The following is a 21093-nucleotide window of genomic DNA, read 5'->3' as shown; positions in this document are numbered from 1 at the left end:
GTGGTGCCAAGTCGGATGTCATACCCCGGTAGGGGGTGGAGGAGACGGGCTACCCCGCCGGGAACCGTCCGGCTGCCCGGCCGTCCGGCCGTTCCGTCAGCCGGAGTCGCCCGGCCGGACCAGTCCCGCCTCGTAGGCGAAGATCACGGCCTGGGCCCGGTCCCGCAGGTCGAGTTTGGCCAGCACCCGTCCGATGTGGGTCTTCACCGTCTGCTCCGCCAGCACCAGATGCCCCGCGATCTCCTGGTTCGACAGGCCGCGTGCGATGAGTTCCAGTACCTCGGTCTCCCGCGGGGTGAGGCCGTTCAGCCGCAGCGCCGGGTCTTTTCGGGGAGCCGGCCGCTGCTGGACGAAGTCCGCGATGAGCCGCCGGGTCACCGACGGCGCCAGCAGCGCCTCGCCCGAGGCGACGACGCGTACCGCCGCGATCAGATCGGCCGGCGGGGCGTCCTTCAGGAGGAAGCCGGAGGCGCCGGCGCGCAGCGCCTCGTACACGTAGTCGTCGATGTCGAAGGTGGTCAGCATGAGCACCTTCGGCCGGTGCACCACCCCGGGTGGGGGATCGAGGATCTCCCGGGCCGCCGTCAGCCCGTCCATCTCCGGCATCCGCACGTCCATCAGCACCACGTCGGGGTGCGTGGAGCGGGAGACCAGCACCCCCTGCCGGCCGTCGGGGGCCTCGCCCACCACGTCGATGTCGGCCTGCGCCGACAGCAGCGCGGCGAACCCGGCCCGCACCATCGCCTGGTCGTCGACGATGATCACGCGGATGGTCAATTCCCCTCCTCGTTCAGATGGGCCGGCTCGCTCGGGGCGTTCAGGGGCAGGCGGGCGGCGACCCGGAAGCCGCCGTCGGGCAGCGGACCGGTGTCCAGCGTCCCGCCGGTCAACCGTACGCGCTCCCGCATCCCCACCAGGCCGTGCCCCGTGCCCGAACTCTCCAGCGCCACCACGGCGTCCCGGGCCGGACCGTTCACCACGAGCACCAGCACCTCGTCCGCGTCTACCGTCACCGAGACCCTGGTGCGCGCCCCCGGCGCGTGCCGCACCACATTGGCCAGGGCCTCCTGCACGATCCGGTACGCCGACAGGTCCACCGCCGGCGGAGCCGCCCCGGCCGCCCCCGCCGCCAGCGACAACTCCACCGGCTGCCCGGCCCGTACGGTCGCTTCCACCAGCTGCTGCAGCCGGTCGATCCCCGGCTGCGGGGCCCGCTCGCCCTCCGCACCGCCGTTCGCCCCGTCACCGCGCAGCACGGTCAGCAGCCGCCGCATCTCGCCCAGCGACTCCCGGGCACTGGCCGCGATCGCCGCGAACTCCTCCTGTACGGGCTCGGGCATGCCCGGCAGCCGGTACGGCGCCGAATCAGCCTGGACGGTGATCACCGACATGTGGTGGGCCACCACGTCGTGCAACTCGCGCGCGATCCGGGCCCGTTCCTCCAGCAGGGTCCGCCGGGCGCGCTCCGCCTCGCTGATGCTCTCCTGCTCGGCGATCCGCTGCTGCGCGTCGCCCAGACCGCGCAGCGCGCCCGTCAGCACCAGCATGACCCCGCTCAGCACGAAGAGCAGGGCGGCGGAGTTCATCACGCCCTTCGGCTGGAAGAAGCCCAGCACCGCGCCCAGCCCACCGGTCACCAGCCATACCCCGACCAGGTTCCGGACGGATTCGCGCAGCCCCAGACAGGCCATCAGCAGCAGGTAGCCGACGATGGTCATCGGCGGCCACGGCCAGGCGTGCCCGGCCACGTTGCCGGCGCCGATCAGCAGGACCGCGCCGACGAGGTCCGCCCCCAGGACGAGGCCCCAGGCGGGCAGTGGCCGGACCACCGCGAGCAGCAGCGGCACGGTCTGCGCCACCCCGAGCGCGCCCGCCCAGCCGCCGTCCACCCCGTAGTCGTTGGTCAGCACGGCGATGGTCACCGGCAGCAGCGTCACCACGAAGATGCCGACGACGGCGTACGGCAGCATCCGCTGCCAGCGCTTGGGCGCCTGCCCCAGCAGGGGCTGCGTCGCCCGGGCGGGCGTGCGCAGCACCACGGCGAGCTGTCCGAGCGCGCCGGGCACGCGGGCACGGGGTGATCCGGCCGCAGGGGCGCGGGTGCGGTCGCGGTTCCGTCCGAACAGCCGGGTGCGGGGTGTGTCGCTCATGATCGGACCAGCCTATGCGCCGACGGGCCCCGAGCCGGGGTACGGGTAGGCTGCTCGCCGGGCGATCATGGGGGAAGACAGACATGGGTGGGGCAGCCGCGCTGGAGAAGCTGGTGCCGGTGCTGCTGGCCTTCGGCGGCGGGGTGGTGCTCGCCCGCCGCAAGATCGTCCCGGCCGAGGCCTCGAAGGTCTTCTCCGACTACGCCTTCCTCTTCGCCGTCCCCTGCTATCTCTTCGGCAACATCTACGCCAGCGACCTCGCGGCCCTCTTCAACTGGCGGGCGATCGGCGGCTACGCCGGGTCGGCGGCCCTCGCGGTCGTGGCGGTCGCCGTGGCGGCCGTCGTCCACGGCATCCGGGAGCCCCGCGTCGTGGCGCTGCGGGTGATGGCCGGGGTCCAGGTCAACACGGCCTACTTCGCCGTCCCCGTCTTCATCACCGTGTTCGGGACGGCGGCGCCGATCTTCCCGATCCTGCTGTTCCAGGTCTGCGTCCTGTCCCTGGTCGTCATCGCCCTCATGGAACTGGGCCGCGCGGGCCCGGCCGCGGGCGGCCCGGCCCGGCGCCTTGCCCGCGCCGTCGGTGCCTCGCTCACCACTCCGGTGGTCCTCGCCTGCAATGCGGGGATCCTGCTCAACCTCCTGTCGGTGAAGGTGCCGGGCGTGGTCCTGGACGGCGCCGCCTTCGTCGGCGACAGCGCCTCGCCGGTCGCCCTGTTCGCCCTCGGTCTCCACCTCGGCGGCCTCGGCCTGCACCTGCGGGGCACCACGCGCGAGGAGCTGGCCCTCGTAGGCTTCAAGTGCCTGGCTTTCCCGCTGCTGACGTGGGCGGTGTGCGGGATGCTCTTCGGCGTCCGGGGCGAGTGGCTGGCGTACCTCGTCCTGATCGCGGCGATGCCGACCCCGCAGAACCTCTTCATCTTCGCCCAGCGCTACGACGTGGGCGTCGACCTCTCCGCGTCGCTCGTGATCAAGAGTTCGCTCGTGTCGCTTCTGCTGCTGCCCTTGTGGCTGCAGACTGTTGCCGCATGAACGCATTCCCGATACCGCGCGGCGCCGTCACCCTCGGACTGCTCGCCGCCTGGACCGTGCACGACCTCGAAGAAGTGGCCGCCATGGGGCGCTGGACCCGCACCCGGGTCCCGGTGCTGCGCGAGCGCCACCCCCGCGTCCCCGACCGGGTCTGGCGGAGCATGGAAGCCGTGGACGGCCGCGAGTTCGCCACCGCGGTCGGCGTCATGGCCCTCGTCGTCGCGGCCGCCTCTGCCGACGGCCACCGCACCGGCGGGCGCTCGGCCTTCTACCAGGCCTCCCTGAACGGCTTCGGCCTGCACGGGCTCGTCCACCTCGCGCAGGCCGCCGCGACGCGCGGCTACACGCCCGGCGTGGTCACCTCGCCGCTGCTCGTGATCCCCTTCACCCTGTGGGCGCGCGGCCGGCTGCGCCGCGACGGGGTCCTGCGGCCCACCCGGGCGCGCGACGTGGTCCAGGGCCTGGCGCTCGCCGGGGCGGCCACCGTGGCCTCGCACGCCGTGGCCCACCGGATCCTCCGGGCCACGACCGCACGCTAGACCGTCCCGCGGGGCGGGCCGGTGCACCGTGCGGGACGCCCCGCCGTGCACCGGCTCGCCCCGCGGGCATCCGGTCGTACCCCCGGGCGGGACCGGCTCGTTGACCCGGCATGGAACTGCCGACCATCGCGGCGCCGGGCGTCGGGGAACGGGCCGACGCCGTGGCCGATGCCGCCTGCCACCTCTACGACACCATCGCGCCCTGGGGCATCGGAGCACCCGGAGGCTGGAGCCGGACCGCGGCCGAGGACGCCGCCGAGGCGATCGAGACCACCGCCCACGCCCTCGCGTCCATCGACCCGGGCGCGGAGGTCGTCCTCGCGCCCGTCCACGCCGCCCTCGCCGACCTGCGCCGCCGGCTCGGCCTCGCCACCGCCGACGTGGCCACCGGCGACGGGCTCCCGGCGATGCCGCGTACGGTCGGGAACCCGCGCAGGACCCGCTGGGTGCGGGTACTCACCGCACCTTCGCCCCGGCTACCGCCTTCTCGTACAACTTCCTGATGTCCGTGCCGAAGTAGGAGCTGTACGAGGTGTCGGCGGTGTCCCCGCCCGTCTTCCAGCCGCCGATGACGCCCACCACGTCACCGGTCCCCGTCTGTCCGTTGTAGCGCAGCAGGAAGGGGCCGCCGCTGGTCCCGCCGGGGTAGCCGGTGCAGCCGATGCGCAGGAACGATCCCGGGATCCGCGCGTCCTTGCTGGTGAACTTCGTCGTCCGGTTGACGCACAGGCGCGGACGGGCGGCGGAGGACGGGTAGCCGATCAGCGACACCTTCGCGTGCGCGTAACCGGCGCCGGTGACCAGCCGGTTCCCGCCGACCACGTCCTGCACCGGGAAGCCGCGCGCGTCGGGTCCCACCTGGGCGAAGGCCACGTCGAGGGCGGCGGCCCGGTCGGGTCCCTGGGAGCGGTAGCGCGGGTCGATCCAGATCCTGGAGCGCCCGGCCGCGTCCCGCAGGACGGGGAACATGCCGTACGGCTGCGGTTTCGCCTTCGTGTACCGCGGTACGAAGGCCACCTGCTGGGTGTCCGAGCCGAGCAGGCAGTGCGCCGCGCTGAGCACGAGGTTGCGGCCGGGGGAGGCGACCACGCTCGCGGTGCAGAAGTAGGATCCGCCGCCCTTGACGAGGAACATCCGGCCGACGACCGGGATGCCGTCGAAGTTCTGCCCGATGCCGGGGTCGGTGACCGGCACCCGGGGCACGACGGGCCGCGCGGGGGCGGGAAGCAGGGACGGCTTCGGCGTCGGCCTGGGCGTCGGCTTCGCAGTCGGCGTCGGCGTCGGCGTCGGCTTCGGAACGGGCAGTGGCAGCAGGGTCGGAGTCGGTGTCGGAGTGGGAGCCTCGGGGGTGGGGACGGGGACGGGGACGGGGACGAGCGGCGACGGGGCCACGGACGGCTCCGTCGCGTCCGGGACCGGGACCGGGACCGGGAGCGGGACCGGCATCGGGGTCGGCGTCGGGATCGCGATCGGCGCCGGGGTCGGGGTCGGGGTCGGCGTTCCGACAGGCGTCGGATCCACCGGTTCCAGTGGTTCCCCCGGCTCCAGCGGGGCGAGGGGCTCCAACGGCGGTTCGGGCGCCACCGGTTCGGGGGGCTCCGGTGTCGCGGGGGGCAGCGGGGCGGCGGCGGCCATCCGTTCGGGCGTCCAGAAGGTCTCGGCCTCGCGGGCGGACCAGCGGCCCGCGCTCACGGAGGCAGTGGCAGTGCTCCCGGCCTCGGCCACCGGCAGTGGACCTCCGGGCACCAGCAGCGCGGCCGCCAGCACGGCCATCGTCACCATACGTCGCATTCCGGACACTCCCTAAAGGGCCTGGGGGAAACGGAAGAGCCGGTCCGGGTCGTAGGCACGCCGGACCTCCTGCAGGCGGGCGAGGTTCGGGCCGTAGTAGGCCTCGCGCCAGCCGGTGAGTTTCGGGTCGGTGTAGTTCTGGTAGGCGCGGCCGCTGGCCCAGGGCCGCAGGTCCTGCCAGAGTCCGTCGAGCCAGGCCTCGTGGCGGGCCACCTCGGCGGCCGGCGCGGACTCGGGCCAGCGGACGAGGTACTGGGCGAGGAAGGCACTGTCGCGGTGCGCGAAGGCGGTGTCCGCGACCGCGACCCGGTTCAGCGCGCCACCGCAGACCCCGTCGAACTGCACCACCGCGAGCCCGCCCCGGGGAACTCCCGCCTCGGACCCGTACCCCCGCACCGCGTCCAGGACCGTGCCGATCGCCGCGTCGGGCAGCCCGGCGCCCGCCCAGAAGTCGGAGCGGGCGGCGTAGGAGTGCCGGTCGAGCCGCCCCTGCGGGTCCCGGCCGGGCAGGGTGCCCGGCAGCCGGCACTGGGCCGCGGTCAGATCCAGGCAGCCCGACATCGCCCGCAGGGTGTCCGCGTGACTGCGTACGACGGTCCAGTCGTCCCGCGGCGCTCCGCCGACCAGGTCCGCCAGCCGGGTCAACTGCCGTTCCAGCTCCCCGCGCCCGTCGAGGCACACCACCCGGACCGCCGGGGGCGCCACGGCACCGGCCCCCGTACCGGCACCGGAACCGGAACCGGCTTCGACGGTGAACTCCACCTGGCTCCAGAACGGGTCCGGCAGCCCGGCCAGCCAGCGCTGCCAGCCGCGCAGGACGTCCGCGGAGTCGCCGCCGGGCCAGTGGAGTTCGGCGAAGGCACAGTCCCGGGGCGCGGGGTGCGGGCGGAAGCGGAACTCGGTGACCACGCCGAAGTTGCGGCCCCCGCCGCCGCGCAGGGCCCAGAAGAGTTCCGGATCCCGGTCGGCGGCGACCTCGCGCACGCGCCCGTCGGGCGTCACCACCCGGGCCCCCGTGAGCCGGTCCGCGGTGGTCCCGTACGCCCGCGAGGCCAGCCCCAGACCGCCGCCGAGGGTGAGCCCGGCGATGCCGACGGAGGGGCACAGCCCGGTCGGGACGGCCAGTCCCCGTCCGGCCAGGGCGGCGTGCACGTCCCCGAGCCGGGCCCCCGCGCCGATCCGTACGCCGTCCCCCTCGACCGCCACTGCCGCCATGGCCCCGGTGTCGACGACCAGGGCGCCGGCGCGGGTGGACCAGCCGGCGTAGCCGTGCCCGCCGCCGCGCGGGACGACGGCCGCGCCGGAGCGGCGGGCGAAGTCCAGGCAGACGGCCACGTCCGCGGCGTGCGCGGGGTAGGCCACCGCGGCGGGCGCGACGGCGTCGTAGCGGGGCTGGAACAGCCGGCGGGCCTCGGCGTAGTCCCGGTCGCCGGGGAGCACCACCCGCCCGTCGATCCCGCGGGCCAGCGCACCGTAGTCCGGGCCCCGGGCGGCCGCGCCGACGGTGGCGAGGGCCGCCGCGGCGGCGCTGCCCAGGACTTGGCGGCGATGGAGGCTCATACCTCCTTCCTGCCACCGCCCGACCCGATCCCCGCGAAGGCGGGCCCACACACACCCGGCAGCCCCCCGAACGGCTCATGGCCGAAACGGTTCGGCTTGACGTATGGACGGACCGGTCCGGACGGCATCGGCCCCCTAGGCTGCGCCCATGCCCCTCGTCGACCTCAGCGCGCACACCGAAGACTTCAACGCCGACCCGTACCCCTTCTACGCCGCGCTGCGCACCGCCGGCCCCGTCCACGAAGTGGTGCTGGGCGGCGAGCGGACGTGGCTGGTCGTCGGCCACGAGGAGGCCCGGCAGGCCCTGAGCCACCCGGCCCTGTCGAAGAACTGGTTCGGCACCGGGCTGTTCGGGGACGCAACCGTTCCGGCGGTCGCCACGAGCATGCTGGACGCGGACCCGCCCCACCACACCCGGCTGCGCGGCCTGGTGGCCCGGGAGTTCACCGCCCGCCGGATCGGATTCCTGCGCCCCCGCGTCCAGCAGATCACCGACGAACTGCTCGACGCGATGGCGGCCCGGCCCGACCGGCGGGCCGACCTGATCGGGTCCTTCGCCGTACCGCTGCCGATGACCGTGATCTGCGAACTCCTCGGCGTGCCCGGCCTCGAGCGCGCGCGGTTCCGCGCCTGGTCGAGCGAGATCGTCGCCCCGCTGGACGGTGTGGGCGCGGACGGGCGGGTCCTGGAGCAGATGACCGCGTACCTCTCCGAACTCGTCGCGGCCAAGGCGGAGGATCCCGGCGAGGACCTGCTCAGCGCCCTGATCCGCACCCGCGACGAGGACGGCGACCGGCTCTCGCCGGACGAGCTGATCGGGATGGCCTTCCTGCTGCTGGTCGCGGGCCACGAGACCACCGTGAACCTGGTGGGCAACGGCGTGCGGGCCCTGCTCGCGCACCCCGACCAGCTCGCCGCCCTGCGCGCCGACCCGGACGGTCTGATCGACGGCACCGTGGAGGAGATGCTGCGCTACGACGGCCCGGTCCAGCAAGCCACGTACCGCTTCGCCCGCACCGGCCTGGAACTCGGCGGCACCTTCGTCCCCGCCGGTTCCTCCGTCCTGGTCGCCCTCGCCGCGGCGGACCGGGACCCGGCGCGTTTCGCGGGGCCCGGGCCCGACGTGTTCGACATCCGGCGATCCGGCCCGGGCCACCTCGCCTTCGGGCACGGCATCCACTTCTGCCTCGGCGCCCCGCTCGCCCGGATGGAGGGGCGCATCGCGATCAGGGCCCTGCTGGAGCGGTTCCCGGACCTGGCCGAGGACCCGGACGCGGGGCCGCGGGACTGGCTTCCGGGCGGGCTGATGCGGGGCGTGACCCGGCTGCCGCTGCGCTGGTGAGCGAGGGCCGTCCGCAAGCCGGGCGGCCGCCCCCGGGTCACCCCTTGCGCGCCAGCAGGAAGCCCTGCGGGGACTCCTCGAGGGCGTCCGGCTCGCGGACCAGACGGGCCACCTCGGCCAGTTCGGCTCCGGCCAGCAGGTCCGCGACCAGGTCGGGCGGCGTCCAGTACACGTCGAGTTCGAACGGATGCCCGTAGGCGTGCTCCAGCCGGATCCTCTCGTCGCCCGCCTTGAAGGCGATCAGGACGTAGCCGCCCGGCGCCAGCACCCGGGCGAACTCCGCGAACACCGCGGGCAGTTCGGCGGGCGGGGTGTGCACGGTGGAGTACCAGGCCAGGACCCCGCCGAGCACCCCGTCGGCGACGTCCAGCGCGGCCATCGAACCCACCTCGAACCGCAGCCCCGGGTACGTCCGGCGGGCCACCGCCACCATCGCCGGTGACAGGTCCACGCCGAAGGCCCGTACGCCGAGCCCGTCCAGATGCGCCGTCACCCGGCCGGGGCCGCAGCCCAGGTCGGCGACCGCCCGGCCACCGCCGCCCCCGTCCCCGCGCACGCCGGCGCCGCGCACGTACTCGGCGAAGGCGGCCAGCACGGCCCGGTCCAGTGGCTTCCTGGCCAGCTCCGTGCCGACGAGCCGGGCGTAGTCGACGGCGACGGCGTCGTACGACGCCCTCACCGAGGTCAGGTCCGAGGTGTCCGTCATACCCCTGGACAGTAGCCGCCCGCATCAGTCCGGGGGACCCCCGGCCGCGGTGCTCCGGCTCACCCTCCGGCCAGCGGATTGGGCAGTTCCGCCCACTGATCGCCGGGGATGCCGGGGCTCAGCCGCATCAGGGTGAGCGCCTTGGTGGGCAGCGGCCCGGTCAGCAGGGCCTCGGTGTCGGCGGTCGCCGGCAGCGTGGTGACCTCGGCGAAGGCTTCGGCGAAGGCGCCGGCCGAGCCCGCCGTGGCGCCGAGCGCCCCCGTCAGCAGGGACCCGAACAGCTTGCGCCGCAGCACGGTCACGTCGTCGGTGATCAGTCTGCCGGACAGCGGCGGCACCGGCAGGCCGTGCCGGACGAGCCGGGCCGGGCTGATCCGGATGTCGGCGAGGTCGCGGTAGACCAACCGGAGCGGGGCACCGGTGGCGGACAGGACCACGAGGAGGTTCTGGCCGTGGGCCTCCAGGGCCACCCCCAGCTCCAGCACCCGCAGGCACACCGACAGCGCGAGCCGGGCGAAGTCCGCCCGCCAGGCCGCCGAGCGCGCGGGCGGGAACGAGGCCAGGGCCGCGACCGGGAGCACCCGCTCACCGGCCGCGGCGTCCGCGTGGACCTCCGGCGGCTCGCGCAGCACGGCCGCCAGGTCCGGAGCGTGCGCCGTCGCCGCGCCCAGGGTGCGGGTGATGTGCAGCCGGCCGTCGAGCCGCTCGGACAGGCCCTGGGCGAAGGCGGACACGGCCGCCGCCGTCTCGATGGAGTAGACGGAGATGTCCCGTACGGAGGAGGTCAGCCGGGCGCTCAGCGCCGTCTTCACGTGGGGGCCGCCGTCGGCGGGCGCCAGCGTGCGCAGGGCCATCAGCGGGTGCGCCGCGAAACCGGGCCGCACCCGCTCGTGCCGCAGTACGTGCGCCGCCTGCCACGGATGCACCGGGACCAGGACCCGCCCCGCGCCCCGCAGCGACTCCGGCCAGTCGCCGGTGACCAGGCACTTTTCAGCCGGTACGGCGACCAGGCCGAGCTCCACCACCGGGCGGTGCTCGGGCGCGTACGCCAGCTCCTCGGCCACCGAGAAGCCCGGCCGGGAACGGCAGTTCGGGTGGTACGGATGGCCGTCCACCACCCGCTGCTCCCACTCCCAGGTGGCCCCCGGGGCGGCATCCTCCCCGGCGGGCGCCTGGCCGGCCCGGGACAGTGCGAGGGAGGCCGTACTGCCGTCGAGTTCGGCGGCGAACTCCTTCCCGTGCACCGGCTCCAGCGCCGTGACCAGCGCCGCGGCCTGCCCGTAGGCCCGGCCGTCGAGCAGCAGTTCGCTCACGTACGGCTCGGTGGCGTACGGATCCGGCAGCGGGCCCTCCAGCCGGGCGCCGCCGGCCAGCAGGAGCGCCAGGCCGTCGGGCCCGCGCTCCCGGCCCATGACCCAGGGCAGCGGTTCGAAGGCCAGCGCCCGCCACAGCCGGGTCAGCACGGCCGCCCGGGCACCGCTCAGGGCGGCGGCGTACCCGGGGCCGAGCGAGGGCCGCACACCGGCCAGTTCGGCGGCGAGGGCCTCTTCGGCCGGGGAGGAGGGAAAGTACATGCTGGGCTCCGGCATCGGAATATCGCTTTACGGGATGATCAAGTAATCATTGCGGATACCGACGATCACGACCGGTGGTTACGCCTCGCGGACCCCCGGCGCACCGGATGGACCGAATGGAATCAGTGGACCTCAACGCCGCCGCCGACGCGTACGCCGCCACCCCGCTCCTCAACTGCCTGCTGCGGGAGACGGCCGACCCCGTCGCACCCACCGGGAGCGGCGGCCCCGCCGAAGAGTACGGCGCGGGCGGGGCGGTGGGCGTGGGAATCCACCGGCTGCGCGGCAGCGGGCGGCTGCTCCGGGTGCGCGGCGGACGCCGGCCGGTGCGCCCCGAACTGCGTACGGCCGCGGGCTGGCATCCGCTCGGCCACGCCGAACTGGTCAAGCTCGTCTCCGACGAACTGGGCCGGTACACCGGCGTCCCCAACGACGAGCTCCCGGTCGAGATCACCGACAGCCGCGACGCGATCGCCGCACTGCTGGCCGCCCGGGCCGGGGCCGAGGCCCCGGAGGACCCGTACGTCCTGTCCGAGCAGTCCCTGGTGATGGGCCACCCGCACCACCCCGCCCCCAAGGCCCGGGGCGGCGCGCCGGCCGGAAGCTGGCTGCCGTACGCGCCGGAGGCCCACGCCCGCTTCCCGCTGGTCTTCCTCGGGCTGCGCGAGGACCAGGCCGCCGAGGAGGGCGGCCCGGCCGCCACCGAAGCGATCGACTCCCTGGCCGACGCCCTCGACGGGCCGCGCGCCCCGGCCGGCTACCGGCTGCTGCCCGCCCATCCCTGGCAGCTCGACCTGGTGGGCGACCGGCCCGCGGTGCGCGAGGCCCTCGCCGACGGGCGGCTGCTGCGGCTCGGAGAGGGCCGCCGGCCCGTCTGGCCCACCGCCTCCATCCGGACCCTGTACGTACCGGACCCGGCGGCCGACCTCTTCGTGAAGTTCAGCCTCGACGTCCGGATCACCAACGACGTGCGCCGGCTGTGGCGGCACGACCTGCTGAAACTGCGCCGCACCGACGCGGCCGTGGAAGCCGGTTTCGCCGCGCTGCGCCGGACCGGTTCGGACGCGGCCTGGCTGGCCGACCGCGGCTACCGCACCGCCTCCTTCGCCTTCGAGGAGCTCGCCGTCCTCGTCCGCGACGGCCTGCACGCCCACACCGTGCCCGGGGCCACCCCGCTGCTGGCCGCCGCGCTCGCCGAGGGCTGCGCGGGGAGCCCGCCGGCCGGCGCCACCGACCCCGCCCGCTGGTGGCGGGCGTACCTGCGCCAGGTCGTGCCGCCCGTACTGGAGCTGTTCGCCCGGCACGGAGTCGTGCTGGAGGCCCACCTGCAGAACACCTTGGTCGCCGTCGACGCGGAGGGCATGCCCGTGCAGGCCCTCTTCCGGGACGCGGAAGGGGTGAAGCTGCTGCCGGACCTGCCGCGCGCGGACGCCTGGCAGCGCCTGGTCTACTGCCTGGTCGTCAACCACCTGGCGGAGGTCGCGGGGGCGCTGGCCGAACGGTATCCGGACATCTCGTCGCTGTTGTGGCCGGCGGTACGGGAGGAGCTCCTGCGCTACGACGCCGCGCGCGGGCTGCCCGAGATCGCGGAGCTGCTCGCCGCCCCGACCCTGCCGGCCAAGACCAACCTGCTGCTGCGCTGGACGCGGGCGGACGGTGCGGACGCCCGCTACCTGCCCCTGCCCAACCCGCTGCGGGAGCGAGGGTGATGTACGGATCCGGCCAAGGTGGGCCGCGTTCCCGGATCCCCCCTCACGAAAGGTATAGACCAATGCTAGGTTGGTCGGGCAGACCGCGCAGTCCTTGACCACCCGTCAGAGGAGAAGCCATGCCCTCCCCTTCGCGGGGCGGCGGCCCGGCCGCCGTGCCCAAGTACCAGCGGATCGCCGCAGCACTCCGCCGCGATCTCGAGCGCGCCGCACGCACCCCCGGCGGCAGACTGCCCTCCGAGCGCAGCCTCGCCGCCCGTTACGAGGTCAACCGGCAGACCATCCGGGCCGCCCTCCAGCACCTGCGCGAGGACGGCCTGGTCGTCACCGGCCGCCGCGGCACCCGGCCCGCCGTCACCGCCGTGGTGGTCCCCGTCGCGGCCGGGCGGGAGGGCGGGCCCGCGGTCGAGCCGGCGACCGTGCGGCCCGCCTCCGCCGTGCCCGCCCTCACCCGGGTCCGGCTCACCCTGGTCGCCGTCCCGCCCTCGCTCGCCGGTCTGCTCGGCATGGCCGGCGGGGACCGCACCCTGGTCCATCACCATCGCGAACGCGGCCCGGCCGGGGAGACCCTCCGTGACGCCGTCACGTACTTCAGCCCGGGCGCCCTCGCGCGCGACCCCGAGCTGACCGGCTACCGCAACCGGGTGGCGACGCTCCGTGACGACGAGCTCATCCCGCTGCAGCGCTGGCTCGACCGGGCCGCGGCGGGCGGCCGCGTCGCCGAGACCCTCACCATGACCCGCACCACCCACCCGCCGGCCGTCTCCCCGGCCTGCGGCCTCACGGTGCGCCGCACCCTGCACGACGCCTCGGGGCGGCTGCTGGCCGTCACCGACCTGGCCTTCCCCACGTGGGACCGCCTGACCTTCCACCGCGACCGCCGGGACCCCGCGACCACCGGCTTCCGGGTCACGTAGGTCACACCCCGGGCCGCCCGGGCCCCGGCTCACCCGCCGGACGTGCGGTGTGTGCTCCGACACGCCGCGGGCGCCGGCGCGCCGGGCCCGGCGGGAGTTCCGGTCGCCGGGCGTCCGCCCCAACTCCGTCCCGGTGGCTGCGCGTCGCCGCCCGGCCCGTGCCGCGGCCCCGCGCGCCGCGGTTCCCCGCGCGGCAAGTGACCTGAATCACGCTGGTGTTTGCGCTGGTGAATGCGGGGCATCGTGGACTGCTGGAGCGGAACCACGTCCTCCGGCCTTGGTGCCGGAGGCGGGGCGCACACGGGCCGATCCCGTCCCGCTCTACGGCCCGCCGGTCCGCCGGCGCGCGCCGTCTCCGTACGACCCGTGAGGTTCATGTGTCCACGCTCCGAGCCGAGCACGTCTACAAGGTGTTCGGAAGACGACCCGGCGACGCGGTCCGCGCACTCGAAAGCGGCACCGACCGCAACGAATTGCGCGCCGACGGCACCACGGCCGCAGTGATCGACGCCTCGTTCAGCGTCGAACCCGGCCAGATCTTCGTCGTCATGGGTCTGTCGGGGTCCGGCAAGTCCACGCTGCTTCGCATGCTGAACGGACTGCTGGAGCCCACCGCGGGACGCATCCTCTTCGGCGGCCAGGACCTCACCGCCCTCAGCGCGGGCGAGCTGCGCCGCGTACGGTCCACGAAGATCTCCATGGTCTTCCAGCACTTCGCGCTCTTCCCGCACCGCAACGTCCTGGAGAACGCCGGCTACGGCCTGGAAGTCCAGGGCGTCCCCCGCGCCGAGCGCGACCGGCGCGCCGCCGAGGCCCTGGCCCTGTGCGGCCTGGAGGGCTGGGAGAAGTCCTGGCCCGACGAGCTCTCCGGCGGCATGCAGCAGCGGGTCGGCCTCGCCCGGGCCCTGGCCACCGACGCGGAGCTCCTGCTGATGGACGAGTCCTTCAGCGCACTGGACCCGCTGATCCGCCGTGACATGCAGGACCAGCTGCTGGAGCTCCAGCAGCGCTTCAAGAAGACCATCGTCTTCATCACCCACGACCTCAACGAGGCCATGCGCATCGGCGACGGCATCGCCGTCATGCGCGACGGCCGCATCGTCCAGCAGGGCACTGCCGAGGACATCCTCATCCGCCCCGCCGACGACTACGTCGCCTCCTTCATCCAGGACGTCGACCGCGCGCGGGTGCTCACGGCCGACGCCGTCATGGACGCGCCCGACGCGGACGCGGACGCCTGCGGCTGCCCGACCGTCCATGGCGACACCCCCCTCGCCGACCTGTGCGCGGTCAGCGCCCGGGTCCCGCACGCGGTCGCCGTCACCGACGCGGAAGGCGCCGTCGTCGGCTCCGTGCCGCAGGACCGGCTCATCGCCTTCCTCGGCGACGAACAACGGCCCCCGATGGCCTGCGCGGAGGTGGCAGCCTGATGCCCCGCCTGCACCTCGGCGCCTGGGTCGACAGCGGTGTCGACTTCCTCCAGCGCCACCTGTCCTGGCTGTTCGACGCCATCAGCGCGCTCGTGACCGGCCTCTACGACGGCATCGACGCCGTCCTCTCCGCCCCCGCCCCGCTGCTCTTCGCGGGCATCCTCGCGGTCGGCGCCTGGTGGCTGCGCGGGCTCCTCGCGGGCCTGCTGGCCTTCGCCGGCCTCGCGCTCATCGACTCCGTCGACCTGTGGTCCGACGCGATGTCCACGCTCTCCCTCGTCCTGGTCGCGACCCTCGTCACGCTGGTCTTCGCGATCCCGCTCGGCATCTGGGCCTCCAGGTCCGACCGGGTCAGCGCCCTCCTGCGGCCCGTCCTGGACTTCATGCAGACCATGCCGGCCATGGTCTACCTCATCCCCGGGATCATCTTCTTCGGGGTGGGCGTGGTGCCCGGCATCATCGCCACCATCATCTTCTCTCTGCCGCCGGGCGTACGGATGACCGAGCTCGGCATCCGCCAGGTCGACGCGGAACTGGTCGAAGCCGCGGAGGCCTTCGGCACCACCCCGCGCGACACCCTCGTCCGCGTGCAGCTGCCCCTGGCCCTGCCGACGATCATGGCGGGCATCAACCAGGTCATCATGCTCGGCCTGTCCATGGTCGTCATCGCCGGCATGGTCGGCGGCGGCGGACTCGGCGGCGCCGTGTACCGCGCCATCGGCAACGTCGACATCGGCCTCGGCTTCGAGGCGGGCATCTCCATCGTCATCCTGGCCATGTACCTCGACCGGATGACCGGGGCGCTCGGCCGCCAGGTCTCCCCGCTCGGCCGGCGCGCCCTGGCCAAGGCGAGGGCGGCGGCCACCGGCGCGGCCAAGGTGTGGAACCACCGCCCCCGGCCCGCCTACGCCCTCAGCGGCGTCGTCGTGCTCGCCCTCGTCGCGGGCGGCCTCAGCACCTTCGGCGGCTCCACCGCCGAGGACGGACCGGCAGGCGCCGCGAACATCGGCAAGGGCCGCACGGTCTCCGTCGGATACATCCCCTGGGACGAGGGCATCGCCTCCACCTTCCTGTGGAAGGAGCTGCTGGAGCGGCGGGGCTTCAAGGTCGACGCCCGCCAGCTGGAGGCCGGCGCCCTCTACACCGGCCTGGCCGGCGGCCAGCTCGACTTCCAGACCGACTCCTGGCTGCCCGTCACGCACGCGCAGTACTGGGAGAAGTACGGGAACAAGCTGGAGGACCTCGGCTCCTGGTACGGACCCACCTCGCTGGAGCTGTCCGTGCCCTCGTACCTGAAGGACGTCCGCTCGCTCGCCGACCTCAAGGGCAAGTCCGGTCAGTTCAAGGGCCGCATCATCGGCATCGAGCCGAGCGCCGGAGCCATGTCCATCCTCAAGGACAAGGTCCTGAAGGAGTACGGCCTCGAAGGCGAGTACCAGGTCGTCGACGGCTCCACCCCCGGCATGCTCGCCGAGCTCAAGCGGGCCTACGAGAAGAAGGAGCCCGTCGCGGTCGTGCTCTGGTCCCCGCACTGGGCGTACTCCACGTACGACCTCACCAAGCTCGAGGACCCGAAGGCGGCCTGGGGCAAGGGCGACGGGATCCACACCCTGGCCCGCAAGGGCTTCGCCGCCGACGAGCCCGAAGTGGCCCGCTGGCTGAGCTCGTTCAAGCTCACCGAGGAGCAGCTGACCAGCCTCGAGGCGAAGATCCAGGAGACCGGTAAGGGCAAGGAGCAGGAAGCGGTCCGCGCCTGGCTGGGGGACCACCCCGAGGTCGACCAGCTCGCCTGAACCGACGAGCTCGCGTGACACCGAAGGCGCCGGCGCGCGCAGGACCGTAGGAGGCCCTGCACGCGCCGGTGCTTTCGTGTGTCCGCGCGGTGGTTCAGCCGACCAGGACGCGGTCCGGGGACTCCTTCGGACCGGCGCCGGCGCGGGCGCGGCGCGGCCGTACCGGCCACCAGACGGCCCGGCCCAGAAGGGCGGCCAGCGCGGGCACCAGCACGATCGACAGGACGAAGGCGGAGAGCAGGATCCCGAGGGCGGTCGCGAAGCCGATCTGCTGGGTGGACGGAGCGGGGGTGACGGCCAGGCTCCCGAAGGACGCGGCCAGCACCAGCCCCGCCGTGGCGATGGCGGGCGCCGTGTGCCGCACCGCGCGGCCCACCGCCGCCCGCGCCGGACCCGGTCGCTCCATCTCCTCCCGGATCCGGTCGCTCATCAGGATGTTGTAGTCGGTGCCCAGCGCGACGACGAACAGGAACAGTACGAGCGGGAGGGTGAAGTCCACCCCGGGCCGGTCCAGCGCGCGCTGGAACACCAGGGTCGCGGCGCCGAGGGTCGCGGCGAAGCCGAGTCCGACCGCGGCCAGCAGGATCACCGGCGCCAGCAGGCTGCGCAGCAGGGCGAGCAGGATCAGCGCGATGAGCACGGCCGCCACCGGGAAGACCACCTTCAGGTCCTTGTCCACCGCGGTCGAGATGTCGGCGAAGAGCGCCGGCGTACCGCCCACGTGCGCCTCGGTACCGGCCGGCGCGTGGGCCCGCACCGCGGCCCTGACCGGGCCGGTGACCAGGTCCCGGGCTTCCTTGCGCTGCGGGTCGGCCGTCAGGAACAGGTCGATGCGGGCCGCCCGCCGGTCCTGGCTCAGCACGGTGTCCGCGACCTGGCCCACGCCGCCGACCCCGGCGAGGGCCCTGGACAGCCCGCCCAGGCGCTCGACGGTGAGCGTGCCGCCGTCGGAAGCCGTGACGAACACGCTGGTCGGGTCCGACACCCCGGCCGGCAGGGCACGTGAGATCTCGGCGGCGGTGACGACCGCGGCCGTGCGCTCCGCGCCCGCCCCGCCCTGCCCGTAGTCCATGCGCATCCCCATCACACCGGCGGCCAGCGTGCCGAGCAGCGCCACCGAGGCCAGGACCAGCGCCAGCGGCCGACGTGCCACCCGGTCACCCAGCCGGGCGGCGGAGCCCGCGCGGGGAGCGTGCTGCAGGGCCCGGGAGGGCCAGAACATCCTGCGCCCGGTGACCGCCAGCAGGGCCGGCATCAGGGTCAGGCTGCCCAGCAGCATCACCAGGACCGACAGGGCGATGGCCGGCCCGAGCACCCGGAACTGGCCGAAGGAGGCGACCCCGAGCGTGGCGAACGCGGCGACGATGGTCAGCGCCGCGGAGGTGATGGCCGTACCCACCCGTCCGGCGACCTCGGAGGCCGCTTCGCGCCCGGACTGTTCGGGATGTTCGCGCAGCTGCTCCCGGAAGCGGAACAGGAGGAAGAGGAAGTAGTCGATGCCGATGCCCACCAGCACCACACTGATCAGCCCCGGCGTGGAATCGGCCAGTCCGGTGCCGGTCAGCAGCGCCGCGCCGACCACGACGCCGGCCGCGGCGCCACCGATGACGGAGACCGCGAGCAGCGGCAGCAGCGCCGCCAGGACGCTGCGGAAGACCAGCACGTGCAGCAGGACGATGACCCCGAGCATGACCGCCCCGACCACCTTCGTCCTGGTCTTCTCGGCGTCCGCCGTGTCCACCCGGTCGGCGATCCCGCCGGTGAAGCCGGTCCGCAGCCCCTCCTCCGCGAACCGGTCCCGTGCGGAATCCCGGAAGGCGCGGTAGGTGTCCTGCACGCCGGGATCGGCGGGATTTCCGGTCAGTTCGACGGAGAGCAGGCGGAAGGAGCGGTCGGGCGCCGTCATGGCCGGGCTGACCCGGGGGATCTGCGAATGGTCCTGGGCGAGGGGCATCGTGTCCTCGGTCCTGGGCATGGTGACCCGCGTCCGGGCCAACTGCGCGGCCTGCGCGTCGATACGCTCCTCGTCGGCGGCGCCGAGCGGCGCGTCGTCCGAGCGGGCCACCAGCAGGGTCAGGAGGTTGGCGTCCGGCTTCACGCCGAACCGGTCCTCCGCGATCTTCAGGGCGGCCGCCGAGTCGTAGTGCGCGGGCAGGAACCCGCCGTTGCCGGGCTGGGTGGCGCGGAAGACGAACGCCTGGCCCGCGATGGTGGCTGCGATACCCAGGACCGCCCACAGGGCGATGACCTTCCATGGACTTCGCGTCGAGAATCGGGTCAGGGCGCGGATCACTGGACTCCTCCGGTCTGTGCGGTGCCGGCCGGGGTTCCCGGCCTGACTCCAGACCATCAGCGGGGAGCGGGGAAAACGTCGGGGCAGGGGAGGATCCGGACCGCGGGACCAGGGTCCGGCCGGGGGCGCCGACCAGGACCGGAGTCCTGGTACGGGCCCACACCGGGGACGGGTGGCAGGGGGCGCGGCCGGTGCCAGAATGGATCACCGGAGAGCGCGGCCGCGCGAGCCCGGCACCTGCCGGGAGGGGCGGCCGGCGGGGGGAGGACCGGCAGCATGGGTGTGGGTGTGGGTGTGGGTGTGACGGTGGGGGCGGAAGGGGGCGGCGTCGTCGCGCGTGCGGGTGCGGGCCGCGCCACGGGCCGGGAGGCGGACCGCGACGCCGGCCGGGCAGGCGCCCCGGGTGTGGAGCCGGGCGCGGACCGAGGCGCCGACCGCTCACCGTGGACGCGCAACGACGCACTCGTGGCGGTCGCGGCCGGCACCATCGACCTCGTCGGATACTCCCTGGGCATGCAGACCGAGGGCCGGGTCCTGAGCGTGACCGCGGCCGTCTCCCTCGTCGTCTCGGCGATGCCCCTGATCGCCCGGCGCGCACGGCCGGTGACCGTGCTCGCCGCCGTACTGGCCCTGGGCGTGCTGGTGAACCTGACCACCCCGCCGACCCCGCACTTCACCCTCACCCTGATGGTGGCCCTCTACACGGTGGCCCGGTTCAGCCGCCCCGCCGTCGCCGTGGCAGCGGCGGTCGCGGCGGTGCCGCTGATCTCCGCCGGCCAGGGCGGCTGGCCCCTGCCCTTCGGCTGGTCGGGTCTGGTCGCGAACGCGATCGGCACCCTCGGCGCCGTCGGCGCGGCCGCCGTGGTCAACCACCGGCAGCGGGAGGCCGAGATCCACCGGACCCTGCTCGCCGACCGGGCGGTGGCCGAGGAACGGCGCCGGATCGCCCGCGAACTGCACGACATCGTCGCCCACCACATCACGACCATGCAGCTGATGGCCGGCGGAGCCCGGGCCAACCTGGCGCACGATCCGGAGGTCGTCCGGGAGGCCCTCGTCACCCTGGAGGACTCCGGGCGGATGGCGCTGCGCGAGATGCGCCAACTCCTCGACGTACTACGGGCCGGAGAGGAGCCGGAGCACACCCCGCCGGCCCCGCAGCCCGGGGCCGGCGACCTCGACCGGCTCATCACCGAGTCCCGGCTGGCCGGCACGGAGACCGAGTTCACCGTGGACGGACCGGTCCGCCCGCTGCCGCCGACCGTGGGCCTCACCCTCTTCCGGATCGTCCAGGAGGCCCTGACCAACACCCGCAAGCACGCGGGGCAGGCGCGGGCCCACGTACGGCTCACCTACCGGCGGGACGAGGTGGCCGTGGAGGTGCGCGACGACGGGGCGCGAGCACAGGCGCCGGCCTCCCGGCCCGGGGCGCGCCCCGGGTACGGTCTGATCGGAATGCACGAGCGTGTCGCCCTGCAGGGCGGAACCCTGGAAGCCGCCGCACTCGACGGCGGGGGCTTCCGGGTGGCGGCCCGCCTCCCGGTCCCGGTCCCGGGCGCCGGGGAGGGCGAGAGAGAGGAACGGCACCGATGATCCGCGTGCTCATAGCCGACGACCAGCCGCTGGTGCGGCGCGGCCTGGCCCTGATCCTGGGCCCCGACCCGGAGTTCGAGGTCGTGGGCGAGGCCGAGGACGGGGCCCGGGCCGTCGCCCTCGCCCACGAGCTGCTGCCCGACGTGGTCGTCATGGACATCCGGATGCCGGTCCTCGACGGAGTGCAGGCCACCGAGGAACTCGCGCGGACGCTCCCCTCGACGCGCGTCCTCGCCCTCAGCACCTTCGACATGGACGAGTACGTGGTCGCCGCCCTGCGCGCCGGCGCGTACGGCTTCCTGCCCAAGGACATCTCCCCGGAGGAGCTGATCGCCGCCGTCCGCATCGTCCACACCGGCGAGGCCGCCGTCGCGCCGCGGCTGCTGACCCGGCTCATCTCCGCCTACGTACGGACCCCCGTGCGGCCGCGGTCGTGGGCCGCCGAGACCCCGGCCGAACTCACCCCGCGCGAGCTGGAGATCTGGCGCCTGCTGGCCGGCGGCCGGGGCAACGCCGAGATCGCCCTGGACCTGGACATCAGCGTCTCCACGGTCAAGAACCACATCACGGGCATCTTCGGCAAGCTGGGCGTCCGTGACCGTGCGCAGGCGGTGATCGCGGCCTATGAATCGGGCCTGGTGGCGGCCGGTTGCACGAGCGGTTGA

The 21093-nt window shown here is 74.4% G+C and carries 17 protein-coding genes; 10 read left to right on the top strand and 7 right to left on the bottom strand.

The features are described from left to right. Positions 1–96 precede the first annotated feature (96 nt). Together RIU97_RS01775 and RIU97_RS01770 are read right to left on the bottom strand one after the other, a co-directional pair. Entirely contained in the window at positions 97–777 is a 681-nt protein-coding gene (locus RIU97_RS01775; RefSeq protein WP_404952948.1) for a response regulator, read from the bottom strand. After that, a complete protein-coding gene (locus RIU97_RS01770) occupies positions 774–2150 on the bottom strand; it encodes a sensor histidine kinase (protein WP_404952947.1) in 1377 nt (458 codons plus the stop codon). Before RIU97_RS01770 ends, RIU97_RS01775 begins: the two co-directional genes overlap by 4 nt. An 83-nt stretch (positions 2151–2233) precedes the next feature. On the opposite strand from RIU97_RS01770, the gene RIU97_RS01765 reads away from it, so the two are divergent. From RIU97_RS01765 to RIU97_RS01755, 3 genes are all read left to right on the top strand, one after another. Continuing rightward, complete coding sequence (locus RIU97_RS01765; RefSeq protein WP_404952946.1) at positions 2234–3181, top strand: AEC family transporter; 948 nt, start codon at positions 2234–2236, stop codon at positions 3179–3181. Then, complete coding sequence (locus tag RIU97_RS01760) at positions 3178–3720, top strand: HXXEE domain-containing protein (protein WP_404952945.1); 543 nt, start codon at positions 3178–3180, stop codon at positions 3718–3720. Before RIU97_RS01765 ends, RIU97_RS01760 begins: the two co-directional genes overlap by 4 nt. Positions 3721–3830: 110 nt before the next feature. After that, positions 3831–4223 (top strand): hypothetical protein, encoded by a 393-nt coding sequence (locus RIU97_RS01755; protein ID WP_404952944.1) that lies wholly within the window; start codon positions 3831–3833, stop codon positions 4221–4223. Here RIU97_RS01755 and RIU97_RS01750 read toward each other — a convergent pair. Both RIU97_RS01750 and RIU97_RS01745 read right to left on the bottom strand, forming a co-directional pair. Further along, positions 4177–5511: a hypothetical protein gene (locus RIU97_RS01750; protein WP_404952943.1), complete on the bottom strand. Its 1335-nt coding sequence runs from the start codon at positions 5509–5511 to the stop codon at positions 4177–4179. The two genes, RIU97_RS01755 and RIU97_RS01750, sit on opposite strands and share 47 nt — an antisense overlap. 12 nt (positions 5512–5523) lie before the next feature. Further along, positions 5524–7071: an FAD-binding oxidoreductase gene (locus tag RIU97_RS01745; protein ID WP_404952942.1), complete on the bottom strand. Its 1548-nt coding sequence runs from the start codon at positions 7069–7071 to the stop codon at positions 5524–5526. A gap of 148 nt (positions 7072–7219) precedes the next feature. Between RIU97_RS01745 and RIU97_RS01740 the strand changes: the two genes are divergently transcribed. Then, positions 7220–8413, top strand: coding sequence for a cytochrome P450 (locus RIU97_RS01740; RefSeq protein ID WP_404952941.1), 1194 nt, complete (start codon positions 7220–7222; stop codon positions 8411–8413). A gap of 37 nt (positions 8414–8450) precedes the next feature. Here RIU97_RS01740 and RIU97_RS01735 read toward each other — a convergent pair whose 3' ends face one another. Together RIU97_RS01735 and RIU97_RS01730 are read right to left on the bottom strand one after the other, a co-directional pair. Further along, on the bottom strand, positions 8451–9119 hold the full coding sequence (locus RIU97_RS01735) for a class I SAM-dependent methyltransferase (protein WP_404952940.1): 669 nt from the start codon (positions 9117–9119) through the stop codon (positions 8451–8453). 59 nt (positions 9120–9178) lie between these two features. Next, a complete protein-coding gene (locus RIU97_RS01730) occupies positions 9179–10693 on the bottom strand; it encodes an IucA/IucC family protein (protein ID WP_404952939.1) in 1515 nt (504 codons plus the stop codon). Positions 10694–10800: 107 nt separating this feature from the next. Between RIU97_RS01730 and RIU97_RS01725 the strand changes: the two genes are divergently transcribed. The 4 genes from RIU97_RS01725 (at position 10801) to RIU97_RS01710 (ending at position 16542) form a co-directional block, all read left to right on the top strand. Next, a complete protein-coding gene (locus tag RIU97_RS01725; RefSeq protein WP_404952938.1) occupies positions 10801–12402 on the top strand; it encodes an IucA/IucC family protein in 1602 nt (533 codons plus the stop codon). Positions 12403–12521: 119 nt separating this feature from the next. Then, the gene (locus tag RIU97_RS01720) at positions 12522–13319 is read left to right on the top strand and encodes a GntR family transcriptional regulator (protein ID WP_404952937.1); all 798 of its coding nucleotides are present in this window, start codon (positions 12522–12524) and stop codon (positions 13317–13319) included. A 377-nt stretch (positions 13320–13696) separates the two neighbouring features. After that, a complete protein-coding gene (locus RIU97_RS01715; RefSeq protein WP_404952936.1) occupies positions 13697–14749 on the top strand; it encodes a glycine betaine/L-proline ABC transporter ATP-binding protein in 1053 nt (350 codons plus the stop codon). Beyond that, on the top strand, positions 14749–16542 hold the full coding sequence (locus tag RIU97_RS01710) for an ABC transporter permease/substrate binding protein (RefSeq protein ID WP_404952935.1): 1794 nt from the start codon (positions 14749–14751) through the stop codon (positions 16540–16542). Before RIU97_RS01715 ends, RIU97_RS01710 begins: the two co-directional genes overlap by 1 nt. A gap of 94 nt (positions 16543–16636) precedes the next feature. Here the strand turns inward: RIU97_RS01710 and RIU97_RS01705 are convergent, their stop codons facing one another. Further along, entirely contained in the window at positions 16637–18835 is a 2199-nt protein-coding gene (locus RIU97_RS01705; protein WP_404952934.1) for an MMPL family transporter, read from the bottom strand. 276 nt (positions 18836–19111) lie between these two features. Between RIU97_RS01705 and RIU97_RS01700 the strand changes: the two genes are divergently transcribed. After that, entirely contained in the window at positions 19112–20428 is a 1317-nt protein-coding gene (locus RIU97_RS01700) for a sensor histidine kinase (protein WP_404952933.1), read from the top strand. Continuing rightward, on the top strand, positions 20425–21093 hold the full coding sequence (locus RIU97_RS01695) for a response regulator (RefSeq protein WP_404952931.1): 669 nt from the start codon (positions 20425–20427) through the stop codon (positions 21091–21093). Before RIU97_RS01700 ends, RIU97_RS01695 begins: the two co-directional genes overlap by 4 nt.

It is taken from the genome of Streptomyces sp. 147326 (assembly GCF_045000215.1).
Classification (GTDB): domain Bacteria; phylum Actinomycetota; class Actinomycetes; order Streptomycetales; family Streptomycetaceae; genus Streptomyces.
Note: the sequence above shows the minus strand (reverse complement) of the source record. Positions and strands in the feature narration are given on the sequence as shown.